We start from the raw sequence: 15,752 nt of genomic DNA, 5'->3' as shown, positions 1-15,752 counted from the left end.
GGTTTGCATTTTATACACAGGATTAAACGATGTCTAAAGTGATTCGGCATGCCATTCCGCCAACGGCGAACGGAAACGCCGCTGGCGATGGCCCATCAGGGCCGACAGCAGCTCGTTCGTTATCGTCGCGCGCCTTAACGCCGCTCGATACCACGAACCCGGTACGAAAAAGAAGCAGTATGAAGCAAGATACCGTGCTTAAGGCTGTGTCCACCATTGCCGGGCAAGATCAAATTTCACTTAAGGCAGGCAGCGCGCCATACCCTATCCTTCCAGATCAAATTTTGCAAAAAACCGTTGAGCTCCACCCTGTCGATAATATACAACATGAAGGACCAGTTTATGGCATAGATAACCCGAACGCTAATACACACAGCCACCATATAAGCCGGCATATGCGAGAGTGGATCCAGCATGAAACTTAAGACAAACCTTGAGGATTATACAGAGCGTGAGTTTGTGGATTTTTTGAATAATTTTTTCGAAAACCCGAACAACATAAAAGGAAACGCGCGTAAAAAACACATTGAAAAATTAACATCTCATTTTGACAACATAATTAACCACCCGGAAGGAAATGGTCTTATTTTTAACCCTCCCGATGACAGGAGCGATTCACCTGAAGGCATAATCGATGAATTAAAACGGTGGAGAAAACAGCAAGGACTGCCATTATTCAAAGGCTCAAAATGATCATTGCAGGCTGATTAAAGATATTAGCTCAGACCTGGGGGCTCAGTGGTAAGACACGATCAAGACTGACAGTCTGCAATAAGCAGACCATACAGGCAGCCGGGATGCTGATAAGATTTCTACTATCAGGTGCAGATACGAACATTGGTGACAATTTTTTCTACCGGGGAAAATTATGAAGTATCAGGATGTATTGCAGAAATTATTGCTGGATGACCCTATAAGGATGAAGGCACTTTACGCAGTTCGGGCATTAAACCTCAGCGATGGATGGATCGGTGCTGGGTTTGTGCGAGATGCGGTATGGGATCATTTACATGGGTATGGGCAAAGGCCTGTCTCTGGTGATGTGGATGTTATCTGGTTCAACCCGGAACATTGTAATCCAGCTCACGATAGCTATCTGGAAGATAGTCTTAGCCAGCAACTTTCTACGTTCAACTGGTCGGTGAAAAATCAAGCCCGAATGCATCAACGTAACGGTAATGCGCCTTATCTCTCAACAGAAAACGCCCTGCTATACTGGCCTGAAACCGCTACGGCTGTCGCAGCCAGATTGGGAGATAAAGATCTTATTGATATTAACGCGCCCTATGGACTCGATGATCTGTTTGAACTGCGTCTACGACCGACTCCCACATTTGAGTATGAAAAGTTTGATGTATTTAAGCAACGTATCACTACAAAACGATGGATGGAACGTTATCCCATGTTGCAGCTTGACGTTCCCTCATAATCAGAGTCAGAAAATTTTAAACTATCATTTTTCACGACCTGACCTATCAATGAGTGATAATGTTATTAACGTTCGCATCTGGCACAAAGCTGTCCGTCAGATTAAGTATAACCCTGAGCCACAAAAGTGTCGGATCGAGTCTGAGCGAATACAGTTCAAAGGTTATCAGCGTAAAAAAAACCACACAATCATTTACTCTTCTCATCAACAACAGATACTATTCAGACAATAAAAATCAGCCGAATTTACTCCCCTGCCGGGATTTAAACCTTATCGGTTAACTCATTAAATTTACTGAACTTTCCGAGAAAATACTTTTCAAATACGCTGTTAATAATTCAAAATCTATATTACCCGATTTTAGCTCAGCAGTTATTTTTTGCGTGCCAACTTCATTTAGCTTTTATTTTTTGTATTTTTTTCTAATTATTTTAATTCACGATTCATCTACACACCTCCAGAACTGTTTATTTAATCACCGCTGAGACAATGGTAGATGATGACTTAAACGCGTTATTTTGACAAGATACTCACCTTTATACTCTAAATAATGCGCGTGCGGGAAGGCGGTAAGGCCGCGAATTCTGATGAACTGACTCAAGTCAGTGATTCGGGTGAGCGAACGCAGCCAACGCACCTGCAACCTGAAGTATGACGAGTATAAGTGATACGGTTTATGGCATGCCGATGTTGTCATCAAACAGAAGCCGTACGTAAACATAGAGCGGGAAAGGCAAGATTTCCCCGATATTACTATTAACATTGTCTTCGTACTTTCCAGATTCACTACCGTTACACCGCCCAGGATCCGGAACAAATGAAAAGTTGTCGAGAAGGCAATGAATATGTCGAATATTAAAATCAGGACACCAACCACCCCGTAACAAAAAAGCCCACTATTGTGGGCTTTTTTGTTACAAGGACTGCTAGTCAGCAAGTCCACTTTTGGTCTGTGAGTACGATTCAGACATGTTATATTTCTCAACAATGTCCCCATTGAAAAGAATCGTCAGTTCCTTTTTATTCACATGCACGCTGTTGTGGAAAAGGCCGTAAAAGGGAATAAAATTCTTGCCATCGACATTGGCCTTAGCAAAAACATACTTCCAAATCTCCTTCCCTCCGTCAGTGTAATTTACTGAGTCGGGAGAACCGAAGGCCGCCTTGACTGATGCTTTGTCAGTGACCCCCTGCGTTATTTTATTTTGTACACTGGTCTCAGTTTCGTTGCCGATCGCTTTATTTCCAGACGAGGCACAGCCAGCAAGCACAGATGACACCATTAACATACTGATAACCGCTATCTTTTTCAATTTCCTATCCCCATTGGTAAACTAAGATTAATCCTATCATCTTGTTTTTTTGCGGCAATAAAAAATCGATAACGTTAGTAATTTGTCGTCTCCATTGGCGTGACTGGACAACCCAAAAGTTGGCTGAAGCTGAGTCGACATTGAGCCTCCACTGTCAACGTCCGTGATGAATGTTTAGACAAGCAACTCACGGCTATTTGACTTGATGTGTTTTACACCTGCGCATCACTCGCATAATTGTACACATTGTGCGTTACGCTCAGGCCACGACTGACACTAAATAGCTTCGCGCATTAATGCTTCACTTTTGACCATGCCACAGCGCGTAACTGATGATAAGAGCATTTAAATAATCATTAAAAACAGTTGATTATGATTTAATCATAATATCGTTGTCACTCAACCTGCAGGGTAGGTGTAGCGCTATTATGCGAAGCTATTTAGCCGTCCCGAGGTTTTGGTCGCGGATAACGCTTCCGTTATCGCCCGGAATCATAGACTGCTTACCCGCGCTGGATTTATAAATCCCCAGCCGACCTGACATAGGCCACCAGCAAGCGCGGGGCCGCCGTTCTTCCTCTTTCCGGAAAGAGCCGATATCAAACCTGGCCCGGCAAGCAACGCTGCCCCCGACAACCGCCGCCGCACCCAATGAACCGATGTACGCAACCCGCGCAGCCAGGCCGTCATCGTCGCTGCAGAAGCCGTGCCAACCGCAGTTGCCGTCGCGATGCCAGCCACGGATGCCGTTGTTGCGGCTGTTGCGGCGATCTGCGCTGAACGCCCCATGACTGCTGCGCGCACACGCCCCCGAAGAACTTACGAATCAAGACATACCTTCTCATGCCGGACGTTAAGCGTCGGAGTAAAACCTGACTTTATTGCCGCGCAAATGGGCCATACATCAGTACAGATGGTCTACAGCGTTTATGGAAAATGGATCACTGACAGCAATGTCGACCAACTGAGCATCTTAAATGCTAATTTTTCCAGTAATGCCCCACTCATGCCCCACGTTTTAAATCAGAATTAAAAAAATTTTTATTTTCAACTATCAGCGCGCCCAGTCCGGCTTATTTAAAATGTGATCCTGCCAGTCCACCACTTCGCTTTCGCGCACGGCGATGTGACGCACCGAGATACGTTCCCCGTGCATCGCCGCCTTCGATCCGGTCAGCATCGGGTGCCAGTGCGGCAACCCTTTGCCCTCATGGATCAGACGATAAGAGCAGGTTGGCGGCAGCCAGTCAAAGCTCAACAAATTCTCGCGCGTCAGTTTGATACAGTCAGGTTCAAACTCGAACCGGCGCGCGTAGTTACGGCACTGACAGCTTTTGATGTTTAGCTGGTTGCAGGCCACATTGGTAAAATAGAGTTCATCGGTATCTGCGTCGATCAACTTATTCAGGCAGCACTGGCCGCAACCATCACACAGTGATTCCCACTCGTTATCGGTCATTTCATCCAGTGTTTTTCGCTGCCAAAAAGGCGCCTGATTCATGGTCATATCCGGTTTTAATCAAAGGGGGTGCACTGTATAACGGGTTTGCCCGGCGCAGGCAAGCCTCAGTTAATCTTTTGTCTGCACCCAAAAGGCGTGAATAAGGCCCGGGAAATAGCCCAGCAGGGTTAAAATAATGTTCAGCACGAATGCCCACCCCAGACCTTTGCCCAGTAAAACGCCGAACGGCGGCACAATAATAGTAAAGACAATACGCCAGAATCCCATATCGCAACTCCTCTCCTGCAACGTGAGTTATCAACTTAGTTCAGCATGGCCGATCTGACAAACGAAGCGGTAAGTTAAGAAGGAAACGGCGCGGCGGACGAACATCGACAGCAACCACCCGCCGCGACGGGTGGCGGACAGAAATTAAATGATACGGGTATTCAGCGTCTTATCGTTCAGCGTAATCTTCAGCATATCGCCGGATTGGATCGGGCCGACGCCCTGCGGCGTGCCGGTCAGAATAATGTCGCCCGCGCGCAGCGTGAAAAAGCGGCTCATATAGGCAATCAGCGGCAGGATCGGCGTGATCATATCGCGCGTGTTGCCCTGCTGACGCACTTCATCATTCACCTTAACGCCCAGATCCGTCTGCTGCGGATCGCCGAATTCGGCGACGGGAATAAAGCCGGAAATCGGGCAGGATCCGTCGAAACCTTTAGCCCGTTCCCACGGCTGCCCGGCTTTTTTCAGCGTCGCCTGCAAATCGCGCAACGTGAGATCCAGCGCCACGCCATAACCGGCGATGGCCCGGGCGACGCGCTCCTCGTTCGCCTGTTTGAGCGGCGTACCGATCAGCACGGCCAGTTCCACTTCATGGTGCACCGACCCCAGATTCTTTGGAATAGCCACCGGCTGGCGCAGATCGCACAATGCCGTTTCCGGTTTGATGAACAACACCGGTTCAACAGGCGTTGCGCTACCCATCTCCTGAATATGTGCCGCATAATTGCTGCCAACACATACAACTTTATTCACCGGAAAGTCGAGCAGAGCGCCCTGCCAGTCTCTATGTTGATACATGAATATTCTCCTGCCCCATGTCATTACGAGCCATTGTTGTATGTCTTCACTGCCTGTCGCCGAGCCATCATACCGCCATCGCCGGGAAAACAGTAATAACGATAGCCGCAGATACCAAAAGATTTGTGCCGCCGCGCGGTACGCGCCTGCGATTATCCGTCCGCCCGTCAAAACGCACGCAATACGCATCTCATGGGATAAACCTGCCGCCGTCGATCAGCAACGAAAATGCCTTTAGCCAGGGTACTGCGCGCCAGGCATTATCTGAAAATGGTCGCTGTATTATCTTTTTTCATTTTTCTGATGCTGCGTTAATAAACTTTCCAGCGGCGGCGGAACCTGTAGATAAAACCCCTGCTCGCGCAGGGATTGTTTTACTTTTTCTATATCCGCCGAAGCAAGTTTTTTACTGCCGTCCAGCGGTAATAGCATCGCTAAACGGGGCGTGCCGAAACTTTTCATCAGTTCTGGCGGCACGCGGGAGAAATCGTCTTTTTTTTCGACATAAAGATATGTCTGGTCGCGTTTAGTACTCCGATAGATCACACAAAACATTTTTTTTACTCTATTTAATGGGAATGCCGTCTTGCCTGTATATAATTGTGACTATAACATGCTTGCAGCGCTCCGGAATATTCTGCTCAGGCGTCTATTGCGGAGATAAAAGATGGCTATAACCTAAATAATTCGAGTTGCAGGGCAAAACGTTATCGTTTTGAACAACGCCGGGCGTTGGCCCTTTATGCGCCGCGTTACGCGGCAGGCGCTGCCCGAAGGGGAGCTTCAGGATGAGGCTCGTTCATCCCGATGCGCTTACACCAGTAAGTGGTTCGGGTGACAAGTCCGCCAGGTGCGGATTTGCACGCCGCTGGCGTCGGCTCCGCCGGACAGAGGCCCCAAAAGGGGCCTGCCGCCTGAGCGACGCCGACGCAGCTGCAACCTGAAGTATGACGGGTATAAAAAGATGCAGAGACTGGGTCAGAATAGATGTCACAAACGCCAATTGAGCTAAAAGGCAGCAGCTTTACCTTGTCGGTTGTCCATGTGCATGATGCACAGCCCGAGGTAATTTACCAGGCACTGCAGGAAAAGGTGGAACAAGCCCCCGCATTTCTGAAAAATGCCCCGGTGGTCATTAACGTCAGCGCCGTGGATACGGCTCTCGACTGGCTGCCGGTGCAGCAGGCCATCTCCTCCGCCGGGCTGCACGTTGTCGGTGTCAGCGGATGCAAGGACGAACGGCTGCGGCAGGCGATCGCCGACGCCGGTCTGCCTCTGCTAAGCGAAGGCAAGGAGTTGCCGCCGCGCCGCGCCGCAGAGCCGGTACCGGCCGCGCCCGTGGTGAGCAAAACCCGGGTCGTTAGCGCGCCGGTGCGCTCCGGCCAGCAAATTTACGCCCGCAATTGCGATCTGATTATTACCAGTCAGGTCAGTGCCGGCGCGGAAGTGATTGCCGACGGCAATATTCATATTTACGGCATGATGCGTGGCCGGGCCTTAGCCGGCGTATCCGGAGACGCTAGCTGCCAGATCTTCTGTACCCATCTGGCGGCAGAATTGGTTTCCATTGCCGGGAGATATTGGCTCAGCGATCAGATACCGCCTGCGTTTTTCGGACAGGCAGCGCGTCTGAACCTGTTGGATAATACCTTAAACATTCAATCTTTAGACTATACCCAATAGATTTCAGGAGGCAGGAAGACGGCGAACGAACGAATCCCGGCGGCTTAGTCAGCTAAGCGCCCGGGCGGGAGAGAAGCCGGTGCGCCTGCGACATGAAAGATTAAGGGGTATATAAGCCCTTTCGACAAGGAATCACTTATGGCACGCATTATTGTTGTTACATCGGGTAAAGGGGGCGTTGGCAAGACTACTTCGAGCGCGGCCATTGCTACCGGTTTAGCCCAGAAAGGAAAAAAAACCGTTGTCATCGATTTCGATATCGGTCTGCGTAACCTTGATCTGATCATGGGCTGTGAACGCCGCGTCGTGTACGATTTCGTCAATGTGATTCAGGGCGACGCCACCTTAAATCAGGCGTTAATCAAAGATAAGCGCACTGAGAATTTGTATATTCTGCCTGCCTCGCAGACCCGCGACAAAGATGCCCTGACACGCGAAGGCGTGGAGAAAGTGCTGGATGATTTAGCCGCAATGAGCTTTGATTTCATTGTTTGCGACTCGCCGGCCGGCATTGAAACCGGGGCGCTGATGGCGCTCTATTTCGCCGACGAAGCCGTTATCACCACCAACCCGGAAGTCTCTTCGGTGCGTGACTCCGACCGCATTCTCGGCATCCTGTCGTCCAAATCGCGCCGGGCCGAGCGTTCCGAAGAGCCGATTAAGGAACATTTGTTGCTCACCCGCTACAACCCGGGCCGCGTCAGCCGCGGCGATATGCTGAGCATGGAAGACGTGCTGGAAATCCTGCGCATTCCGCTGGTCGGCGTCATTCCGGAAGATCAATCCGTACTGCGGGCATCCAACCAGGGTGAACCCGTCATCCTCGATCATGAGTCCGATGCAGGTAAAGCCTATTCGGATACCGTAGAACGCCTGTTAGGGGAAGATCGTCCTTTCCGCTTCGTTGAAGAAGAGAAGAAAGGCTTCCTTAAACGCCTTTTTGGGGGATAAATTATGGCATTACTCGACTTCTTTCTGTCCCGCAAAAAAACGACAGCCAATATTGCCAAGGAACGGCTGCAAATTATTGTCGCGGAGCGACGTCGTGGTGATAGTGAACCCCATTATTTACCGCAGTTAAAACGCGATATTCTGGAGGTCATCTGTAAATATGTACAGATAGATCCGGAAATGGTGACCGTGCAGCTGGAACAAAAGGGAGATGATATTTCAGTGCTCGAACTGAATGTCACTTTGCCGGAGGCGGAAGAAACACCTAAATGATCCCAAAATCATAATCTCTCCCTGCGCAATGCAGGGAGAGCTGTATTTATATCCAGCCTTTATCTTTCCCCTGCGCTTATTCCCTTTGCTCCGTTCAGGCTTTATTCCCGACAAAACGCAGACTAATCGTCCGATGGCTGATTCGTTTTATTTAGCAGTCGGATATTCGGCGTCACTCTGAGCAAATATATACCGGCAATGGCGCGTCGCCGATATCACCTGATTATCTTCGTGCAGTAATGGCGAAAAACCGGCGCCGTAAAAAAGGTATGTCGATCGCCTTATTTGCGCCAGCGTTTTTTACTGCTGCCGGGTGCACACAGCACTGAGCGGCGCGAATCCTCGGGATCCGCCAGCAGTTCCGGTCGACTGCCCTGCGCTACCGCCGTCGATGGCCGAAACTCGCTGCCGAGAGCCCGGCTCAGCGCGGCGCGCGCCGTCGCCAAATCGGCAGTAAAATACAGCGCGAATACCGGCAGCGTGGTTTTAGGCACCGCCAGCCTGCTAACGGCGAGGTCGTGAAAGCGTTCATTAATGCAATAGCTGGCCAGTTGGTCGTCCTGGTCGCAGCGTTTATCTTCCTGCGAGCGCAGCCAGGCATTGCGCGTAGCGCCGCTGTACTCGTCGATATACAGATCGCCCAGCCGGCACTGGCTAAAGCCGGCCGTGGCCGCGGCAAACGAGACAGGATCCGCCGGTTCAACGGCGCCAGCCCCGGCGGCGCAGACGCCTGAGTACAGCGCCAACGCCGTCGTCAAGGCGCCGGCTAAAGATGAAGTCATCGCCTTCTCCCTGACATCGACGATATACATTAGCGTCGATTGCCCGACGGCCAGCCGCCGAACCGTTTTTAATACTGCTGCAGCAGTTCGCTCAATGCATTACTGAACAGCGTATTGCGCCATCCACTCAGCATATCGGGCGGCGTTTCCTTATCCTGCGCGCCAAGATGCCAGTGCCAGTTCAGCAGCCGGTTAATCTGGCGCCGCGATGCCAGCAGCTCGGCTGACAAACCGCTGCGTTCGCTGGTCTGCTGCACCAGCGCCTTAACGTCCTTAAAGGCTTTCTTATAGCCCGGATAATCAATCAGGTTAATCACCGGCGCCGGATAGCGGCTCTCGTCCATATCGCGCGTTTCGGCCACCAGCGCCAGCAGCGTTTTGCCATGGTAACGAATTTCCGGCCCGCTCAGTCCAAGCGAATCCAGTTCACCCAGCGATCCCGGCAAATAACGTGCGACCTGCCACAAATGTTCTTCGCGCACGATAAAGTTTACCGCGCTGTCGCGCTCCCGGGCTTTACGCAAACGCCACTCGGCCAGTTTCTGCAGACAGGCCAACTGCCGACCGCGCAGTTGCCACGCATTGCCGATATCGCGGTATGCGCTCTCCGGCGCCGGCACCTCGCGCCTGCGCTGGCAGAGCGCGAGGCATTCGTCGCGCGCCGCATCCAGCCAACCGGCGGCGCGGATCTCTTCCATCAGCCGCAGCGCGATCGGCAACAGATAATAGACGTCGGCCGCCGCATATTCGCACTGCCGCTCGCTGAGCGGGCGGGCCAGCCAGTCCGTGCGGGACTCGCTTTTATCCAGTTCGATACCACTGTATTCGGCCACCAGCGCGGCGAATCCCCAGGATAGCGGACGACCGAGAAACGCCGCGACCACCTGGGTATCGATAAACGAAACCGGCAGTTGATCAAACGCATTGAGGAACACCTCCAGATCTTCGCTGCTGGCATGCAGGAACTTGACCACCTGCTCATCCTGCAGCAGCTCACGCATCGGCTGCCATTGCTGAATCTGTAAAGGGTCAATTAACGACAACCGCTCACCATCATACAGTTGAATCAATCCCAGTCGGGGGTAGTAAGTCCGTGTCCTGACAAATTCGGTGTCCAGCGCAATATTGCGCGACTCACGCGCCTGGTGGCAAACCTGCTTCAGGCCGGCATCGCTAGTAATCAACTGATAGTTCAAAACATCATTTCCTGATTATAAAAAATTTATGGTCCCGCAGGACGCGCCGCCCGCCCAGGCGCTAAATCGCTCCGGCCGCGCGCAAGGCAAGGCGGGCGGAGACGCCTTTGCGGGCTGTCATGCCGTCGTCCGAATGCCGCTGGCTATAGTAACCTGCGAGGCGCGCCGCCGCAGGACTTTATTTCCCGCCGCGGTTCAGGCGCTGCGCCGCACGGCGACGTCCGCCGCCGTCGTGCTGTGCGCGTCGCGCAGCTCGCGCCGCAAAATCTTGCCGACGTTGGATTTAGGCAGCTCGTCGCGGAACTCAAACTGACGCGGCACCTTGTAGCCGGTTAAGTGCCGGCGACAATGAGTAACCAGCTCGTCCGGGGTCAGGCTGTCGTCGCGCCGGACCACGAAAACCTTAACCGCCTCGCCGGAGACCTCGCTGGGCACGCCAATCGCCGCCGCTTCGGAGACCTTTGGATGCCGGGTGACCACATCCTCGATTTCGCTGGGATAAACATTGAAGCCGGATACCAGGATCATATCTTTCTTGCGATCAATGATACGCAGGAATCCCTGCGCATCAATCGTGACAATGTCACCGGTAGCCAGCCAGCCGTCTTTCATCACCTCCGCCGTAGCCGTCGGCTGTTGCCAGTAGCCGCTCATAACCTGCGGCCCGCGAATCCACATTTCGCCGGACGCGCCGGGCGGCACGTCGCATCCGTTATCATCCACCAGACGGATATCGGTCGAGGGCACCGGCAGGCCGATGCTGCCGTTATAACGCGTCAGATCGTAGGGATTGCCCGACACCAGCGGCGAACATTCGGTCAAACCGTAGCCCTCCAGCAGGTGGCGGCCGGTCAGCTTTTCCCAGCGCTCCGCCACCGCCTGCTGTACCGACATCCCGCCGCCGACCGACAGATGCAGCGTCGAGAAATCCAGCTGATGAAAGGCCGGATTATTCAGTAAAGCATTAAACAAGGTGTTTACCCCGCTGATGGCGGTAAACGGATAACGCGCCAGTTCTTTAACCAGCCCCGACACATCGCGCGGATTGGTGATCAACAAATTTTGCCCGCCCACATTGATAAACAGCAGGCAATTCACCATCAGCGCAAAAATATGGTACAGCGGCAGCGCGGTAACCATCAGCTCGCGGCCGTCATTGATCACCGGACCATAGGCCGCCTGCGCCTGCGCCAGGTTCGCCAGCATATTGCGATGCGTCAGCATCGCCCCTTTCGCCACGCCGGTCGTGCCGCCGGTATATTGCAGAAAGGCCAGATCGGTATTGACGGTAGCGGGCCTGACGTACTGCAGACGCCGACCCTGTTGCAGCACGCTACGAAATGACACCGCGCCGGGCAGATGGTACTTCGGCACCAGCCGCTTAATGTATTTCACCACAAAATTGACCAGCGTACCTTTGGCCGGGGAGAGCTGATCGCCCATTCTGGTCAGGATCACATGGCGCAACGATGTGTTATCGACGACTTTTTCCAGCGTATGGGCGAAATTAGACACGATGACGATCGCACGCGCGCCGCTATCCTTGAGCTGGTGCTCCAGTTCACGCGGCGTGTATAGCGGATTAACGTTAACCGCCACCATGCCGGCGCGCAGTACGCCAAACAGCGCCACCGGATACTGCAGCAGATTGGGCATCATCAGCGCAACGCGGTCGCCCTTGCGCAGGTGCGGCTGGTTTTGCAACCAGGCGGCGAAGGCGCGGCTGCGCGCTTCCAGCGTGCGATAGGTCATCACCTCGCCCATATTGATAAAGGCGGGTCGATCCGCGTAACGCGCAACCGCCTGTTCGAACCAGTCGGCGAGAGAGGCATAGCGGTCAGGATCGATGTCAGACGGGACATCCGCCGGATAGCGAGATAACCAGATCTTTTCCAGGGTATCACTCCCGATATATTTTCTTACTGGCATCGTTATAACCCATTCCCTCAATATGATTAACATTATTTTAACTCAGCCATTCGGGCCGGTTTTAAACAATGTCAGGGTTGAGAGCCGGGTCACCAATGCGCTTACCCGAGGTGCATAATAAAAATTCAGGCGACCGAAGTCGCCTGAGCGGAGTAGTTTATGAGCAATACATTATTCTGTCACGATCGTTTGTATCTGCGCCGGACCGTACCAGCCGCCGCCAAAACGCCAGCCGGGCCCCCAACCGGGGCCCCAGCCAGGTCCCCATCCGTGACCATAGCGGCCGCCCCAGCCCCAGGGACCGTATGGATCCGGCGTAACCACGCGTTGCACCACGCGCCAGCGCTTATAGCCCTGAGTCTGCAGCACCACGTAACGGTAAGGCGTATGGCCTATTTTACCCGGCTCGCTGCCGCTGATCGTGCCGACGACGGTCACCAGCCGATCGCTGAAGTCGACCGGGTCGAGGAAGCCATTGACCCAGGCGTACAGACGGCCCGGAGAAGGCTCGTCCAATAGCGGGCGGGCGCCGCCGTCAAGCGGCAGGCTGACAATCTCCAGCCGGCTGCGCCCTTCCTCATTACTGACGCCAACCACCCGCCCGCCGAAGCGCGCCTCCTGACCGACATACAGCTGCGGCGCATTCAACACCCGCACCAGATCCTGCTGCGGCGTATCGGACGTCCCTTTAATCTCATCGGGTACGCTCACGCAACCCGACAGCAACAGCAGACTGACCACCGCAATCAGCGCGGCGCCGATGCGGCCGGCCGGTGCGGACATCGTGGACGCCTTCGGCGACGTCCTCGCACGGTTCATCAACATAAGAGACCTCTTCTGTATCTTCCTGCCTGATTAGACTACGGCGCGGCGGAGAAGTTGCCGTTTATTACCGGCCGGGCAATTTTTTCCAGGCCACCTCATTGCGCAAATAACGCGGCTGAGCCTGCTCAACGCGCAGCGTGCGGCCGGCCTGCCATTGCGCCAACGCCAGCGGGATCATGTCCTGCGCGGCGGGCAGCAGAACGTCGCTGTCGCGCAGCGTTATCGCCGGATGGTTCACCAGTTGCGGCCAGGTTTGCCAGCCGGTGCCGGCCCGCGCCCAGTCGCCGGCCAGCGCCGCGCATTTCTCCTGAACCTGCTGCGGCGTCAGCACCGCTTCGTCCGCCTCGCCCTGCCACAGCCCCTGCGCATCGCGCCGGTACGGGCCCCAGTACACTTCGCCCATGCGGGCATCGATCGCCACCAGCACCCGGTCCGCCTCACTGCGGCGCCAGGCGCCCTGCGCCATGGTCGCCAGCGAGGAGACGCCGATCATCGGCAGATCGGCGCCCAGCGCCAGCCCCTGCGCGATGCCGGTGCCGATACGCACGCCGGTAAAACTGCCGGGACCGCAGCCGAACGCCAGCGCGTCCAGATCGGTCAACGCCAGACCGCTTTCGGCCAGCAGTTGCCGCACCATCGGTAAAATACGCTGAGTGTGCTCGCGCGGACAAATTTCAAATAACGACAGAAGTTCACCGTCATTCCAGAGTGCGGCAGAACAGGCTTCTGTCGCGGTATCAAGCGCTAAAATTCGCGTAGACATGCCAAACCTCAGGCGGGATAAATAGGTCGATTAACGGCGCGCATCATAGCACAGACGCGCCCGGCTGTTCGCCCTTAGCGGTAAGAAAGTCGATAGCCTGCCGCAAATCGCGCGTGCGCGGCGCGGGCGGCAGACTGTTCAGAAACACCGCGCCGTAGGGACGCATCACCAGCCGGTTGTCGCAGATAACCAGCACGCCACGATCGTCGGTATCGCGGATGAGTCGACCGACGCCCTGTTTTAGCGTAATGACCGCGTCCGGCAGTTGAACATCATTGAACGGATCGCCGCCGCTCAGTTGACAGTCTTCGATGCGCGCCTTCAGCAGCGGATCGTCGGGCGAGGTGAACGGCAGCTTGTCGATGATTACGCATGACAGCGCGTCGCCGCGCACGTCCACCCCTTCCCAGAAGCTGCTGGTCGCCACCAGCAGCGCATTGCCCGCCGAGACAAACTGCGCCAGCAGTTGGCCCTTGCTGGTTTCGCCCTGCAAAAGCACCGGCAGAGTCAGGCTGGCGCGAAACTCCGCCGCCAGCTCGCGCATCATTAAATGCGAGGTGCACAGCATAAAACAGCGCCCGCGGTTGGCTTCAATCAGCGGACGCAGCATGGCGGCCAGCCGACGCGCGGCGCCGGGTTGGTTGGTCGCCGGCAGGTAGCGCGGCACGCAGAGCAGCGCCTGACGGGCGTAGTCAAACGGACTGTGCAGTAGCAGGGTTTCCGCCTGCTCCAGCCCCAGACGACGGGTAAAATGGCTAAAGCTGTCGTTCACCGACAGCGTCGCCGAGGTGAAAATCCAGGCGCCCGGTTTTTCCCGCATCAATTCGCGAAAGCGTTCCGCGACCGACAGCGGAGTCAGCGCCAGCACGAAATGGCGCGAATTGCACTCATACCAGTAACTGTAGCCCGGCTGGCCGACGTCTTTCAGCCTTTTCAGCCGGTTGCGGTAGAGCGTGGCGCGCTCAAAGGCGGCGTCGAGCAGCGCCGATCGGCCAAGCGACAGCTTTGCCACGTCGTAGCACAGCTCCAGCGCGTCATCCAGCAGCAACAGCGCGCGCTGCAGCGCCGGCTGGCCGAGCACGTCCCGCAGGTTGCCGCGGAAGCCGGGATCGCCCAACGCCAGACGGAAGTCCTGAGTGCTTTGCGTCAGCCGATCGGCGCTTTTCTGCAGTTGAGCCGTATCGCGCACTTCGGTGCGATAAGCAATGATAATATCGCGCGCCAGATCCAACAGTTGACGGCTGGTTAGCTGCTGACCGAAATACTGGCTGGCGATATCCGGGATTTGATGGGCCTCATCGAAAATCACCACCTCGCTATCCGGGATCAGTTCGGCGAAGCCGCTCTCCTTCACGACCTTATCCGCCAGCCAGAGGTGATGGTTGACCACCACCACATCGGCATCCAGCGCCCGCCGGCGCGCCATCACGACAAAGCACTCTTTATAGCGCGGACAGTCGCTGCCCAGGCAGTTGTCGTTAGTGCTGGTCACCAGCGGCCAGATCGCGCTGTCTTCGGCCACGCCGGAACCGGCGCTGATATCACCATCAACGGTGGTCGACGACCAGCCGCGCAGCGTAATCAGTTCGCTTAGCGTCTGCCGATCGAGATCGCCGCCGGCCAGAGATTGCTGTTCCAGCCGCTCCAGGCACAGGTAGTTCGAACGCCCTTTCAGCAGCGCCAGCTTGCCGCGATAATCGAGCGCGCGCGCCACGGTCGGCAGATCGCGGCTATAAAGTTGATCCTGCAGCGCTTTCGAACCGGTGGAAATAATCACCTTCTTTTGCGCGCGCAGCGCCGGCGCCAGATAGGCGTAGGTCTTGCCGGTGCCGGTGCCGGCTTCCACCACCAGCGGCTGACGCCGCTCAATCGCTACGGCCACCGCCAGCGACATTTGTCGCTGCGGCTCGCGCGGTTTAAATCCATCAATGGCTTGCGCCAGGGGTCCATCGGCGGCAAAATCATCGGCCGCATTGCGCTCATTCAACTCGGTATTCTCTTTCAGACCGGGAAAGTCAGCGCCGATTATGCCAGGTGCGCCCGCCGACTACCACCCGAAATCGGCTTTATTTCCCTGG

17 protein-coding genes are annotated in these 15,752 nt (G+C 54.9%); 6 read left to right on the top strand and 11 right to left on the bottom strand.

Translation table 11 applies throughout. From position 1 onward, the window contains the following. Positions 1-29 precede the first annotated feature (29 nt). The 3 genes from FJU30_RS05670 to FJU30_RS05660 all read left to right on the top strand — a co-directional run bounded on the left by FJU30_RS05670 (position 30) and on the right by FJU30_RS05660 (position 1,429). Positions 30-425, top strand: coding sequence for a hypothetical protein (locus tag FJU30_RS05670; RefSeq protein ID WP_150434017.1), 396 nt, complete (start codon positions 30-32; stop codon positions 423-425). Continuing rightward, complete coding sequence (locus FJU30_RS05665; RefSeq protein ID WP_150434016.1) at positions 415-693, top strand: bacteriocin immunity protein; 279 nt, start codon at positions 415-417, stop codon at positions 691-693. Before FJU30_RS05670 ends, FJU30_RS05665 begins: the two co-directional genes overlap by 11 nt. A gap of 175 nt (positions 694-868) precedes the next feature. Then, positions 869-1,429 carry a nucleotidyltransferase family protein gene (locus tag FJU30_RS05660; protein WP_150434015.1) on the top strand — a complete coding sequence of 187 codons (561 nt, stop codon included), beginning with the start codon at positions 869-871 and terminating at the stop codon, positions 1,427-1,429. 926 nt (positions 1,430-2,355) lie between these two features. Here the strand turns inward: FJU30_RS05660 and FJU30_RS05655 are convergent. From FJU30_RS05655 to FJU30_RS05635, 5 genes are all read right to left on the bottom strand, one after another. Next, positions 2,356-2,742: a hypothetical protein gene (locus FJU30_RS05655; protein WP_150434014.1), complete on the bottom strand. Its 387-nt coding sequence runs from the start codon at positions 2,740-2,742 to the stop codon at positions 2,356-2,358. Between the two features lie 1,054 nt (positions 2,743-3,796). Then, on the bottom strand, positions 3,797-4,243 hold the full coding sequence (locus FJU30_RS05650) for a YcgN family cysteine cluster protein (RefSeq protein ID WP_150434013.1): 447 nt from the start codon (positions 4,241-4,243) through the stop codon (positions 3,797-3,799). Positions 4,244-4,312: 69 nt separating this feature from the next. Continuing rightward, on the bottom strand, positions 4,313-4,471 hold the full coding sequence (locus tag FJU30_RS05645) for a YqaE/Pmp3 family membrane protein (protein WP_150434012.1): 159 nt from the start codon (positions 4,469-4,471) through the stop codon (positions 4,313-4,315). Between the two features lie 144 nt (positions 4,472-4,615). Next, on the bottom strand, positions 4,616-5,272 hold the full coding sequence (locus tag FJU30_RS05640; protein WP_150434011.1) for a fumarylacetoacetate hydrolase family protein: 657 nt from the start codon (positions 5,270-5,272) through the stop codon (positions 4,616-4,618). Positions 5,273-5,554: 282 nt separating this feature from the next. Beyond that, the gene (locus FJU30_RS05635) at positions 5,555-5,827 is read right to left on the bottom strand and encodes a YcgL domain-containing protein (RefSeq protein ID WP_150434010.1); all 273 of its coding nucleotides are present in this window, start codon (positions 5,825-5,827) and stop codon (positions 5,555-5,557) included. Between the two features lie 432 nt (positions 5,828-6,259). Here FJU30_RS05635 and minC point away from each other — a divergent pair, with 432 nt between their 5' ends. The 3 genes from minC (at position 6,260) to minE (ending at position 8,179) form a co-directional block, all read left to right on the top strand. Continuing rightward, a complete protein-coding gene (minC, locus tag FJU30_RS05630) occupies positions 6,260-6,955 on the top strand; it encodes a septum site-determining protein MinC (protein WP_150434009.1) in 696 nt (231 codons plus the stop codon). A gap of 138 nt (positions 6,956-7,093) precedes the next feature. Continuing rightward, positions 7,094-7,906, top strand: coding sequence for a septum site-determining protein MinD (minD, locus tag FJU30_RS05625; RefSeq protein ID WP_150434008.1), 813 nt, complete (start codon positions 7,094-7,096; stop codon positions 7,904-7,906). Positions 7,907-7,909: 3 nt separating this feature from the next. Then, positions 7,910-8,179 carry a cell division topological specificity factor MinE gene (gene minE / locus FJU30_RS05620; protein ID WP_015840174.1) on the top strand — a complete coding sequence of 90 codons (270 nt, stop codon included), beginning with the start codon at positions 7,910-7,912 and terminating at the stop codon, positions 8,177-8,179. A 281-nt stretch (positions 8,180-8,460) separates the two neighbouring features. On the opposite strand, the gene FJU30_RS05615 is transcribed toward minE, so the two are convergent. From FJU30_RS05615 to FJU30_RS05590, 6 genes are all read right to left on the bottom strand, one after another. Beyond that, positions 8,461-8,961 carry a hypothetical protein gene (locus FJU30_RS05615; protein WP_150434007.1) on the bottom strand — a complete coding sequence of 167 codons (501 nt, stop codon included), beginning with the start codon at positions 8,959-8,961 and terminating at the stop codon, positions 8,461-8,463. Between the two features lie 68 nt (positions 8,962-9,029). After that, positions 9,030-10,157 carry a ribonuclease D gene (gene rnd, locus FJU30_RS05610; RefSeq protein WP_150434006.1) on the bottom strand — a complete coding sequence of 376 codons (1,128 nt, stop codon included), beginning with the start codon at positions 10,155-10,157 and terminating at the stop codon, positions 9,030-9,032. A 195-nt stretch (positions 10,158-10,352) separates the two neighbouring features. After that, complete coding sequence (gene fadD, locus FJU30_RS05605) at positions 10,353-12,053, bottom strand: long-chain-fatty-acid--CoA ligase FadD (protein WP_150434301.1); 1,701 nt, start codon at positions 12,051-12,053, stop codon at positions 10,353-10,355. 204 nt (positions 12,054-12,257) lie between these two features. Continuing rightward, positions 12,258-12,869 carry a Slp family lipoprotein gene (locus tag FJU30_RS05600; RefSeq protein ID WP_150434005.1) on the bottom strand — a complete coding sequence of 204 codons (612 nt, stop codon included), beginning with the start codon at positions 12,867-12,869 and terminating at the stop codon, positions 12,258-12,260. 106 nt (positions 12,870-12,975) lie between these two features. Further along, the gene (gene tsaB / locus FJU30_RS05595) at positions 12,976-13,674 is read right to left on the bottom strand and encodes a tRNA (adenosine(37)-N6)-threonylcarbamoyltransferase complex dimerization subunit type 1 TsaB (protein WP_150434004.1); all 699 of its coding nucleotides are present in this window, start codon (positions 13,672-13,674) and stop codon (positions 12,976-12,978) included. 43 nt (positions 13,675-13,717) lie between these two features. After that, positions 13,718-15,661, bottom strand: a complete 1,944-nt coding sequence (locus FJU30_RS05590) for an ATP-dependent DNA helicase (RefSeq protein ID WP_150434003.1) — start codon at positions 15,659-15,661, stop codon at positions 13,718-13,720. Positions 15,662-15,752: the final 91 nt, after the last annotated feature.

The organism is Affinibrenneria salicis (assembly GCF_008710095.1).
Note: the sequence above shows the minus strand (reverse complement) of the source record. Positions and strands in the feature narration are given on the sequence as shown.

Bases quoted from the DNA above. Each gene is read 5' to 3' on its own strand.
- FJU30_RS05670 (WP_150434017.1), top strand. From the start codon at position 30: ATGTCTAAAGTGATTCGGCATGCCATTCCGCCAACGGCGAACGGAAAC.
- FJU30_RS05665 (WP_150434016.1), top strand. From the start codon at position 415: ATGAAACTTAAGACAAACCTTGAGGATTATACAGAGCGTGAGTTTGTG.
- FJU30_RS05660 (WP_150434015.1), top strand. From the start codon at position 869: ATGAAGTATCAGGATGTATTGCAGAAATTATTGCTGGATGACCCTATA.
- FJU30_RS05650 (WP_150434013.1), bottom strand. From the start codon at position 4,243: ATGAATCAGGCGCCTTTTTGGCAGCGAAAAACACTGGATGAAATGACC.
- FJU30_RS05645 (WP_150434012.1), bottom strand. From the start codon at position 4,471: ATGGGATTCTGGCGTATTGTCTTTACTATTATTGTGCCGCCGTTCGGC.
- FJU30_RS05640 (WP_150434011.1), bottom strand. From the start codon at position 5,272: ATGTATCAACATAGAGACTGGCAGGGCGCTCTGCTCGACTTTCCGGTG.
- FJU30_RS05635 (WP_150434010.1), bottom strand. From the start codon at position 5,827: ATGTTTTGTGTGATCTATCGGAGTACTAAACGCGACCAGACATATCTT.
- minC (WP_150434009.1), top strand. From the start codon at position 6,260: ATGTCACAAACGCCAATTGAGCTAAAAGGCAGCAGCTTTACCTTGTCG.
- minD (WP_150434008.1), top strand. From the start codon at position 7,094: ATGGCACGCATTATTGTTGTTACATCGGGTAAAGGGGGCGTTGGCAAG.
- minE (WP_015840174.1), top strand. From the start codon at position 7,910: ATGGCATTACTCGACTTCTTTCTGTCCCGCAAAAAAACGACAGCCAAT.
- FJU30_RS05615 (WP_150434007.1), bottom strand. From the start codon at position 8,961: ATGACTTCATCTTTAGCCGGCGCCTTGACGACGGCGTTGGCGCTGTAC.
- FJU30_RS05600 (WP_150434005.1), bottom strand. From the start codon at position 12,869: ATGTCCGCACCGGCCGGCCGCATCGGCGCCGCGCTGATTGCGGTGGTC.
- tsaB (WP_150434004.1), bottom strand. From the start codon at position 13,674: ATGTCTACGCGAATTTTAGCGCTTGATACCGCGACAGAAGCCTGTTCT.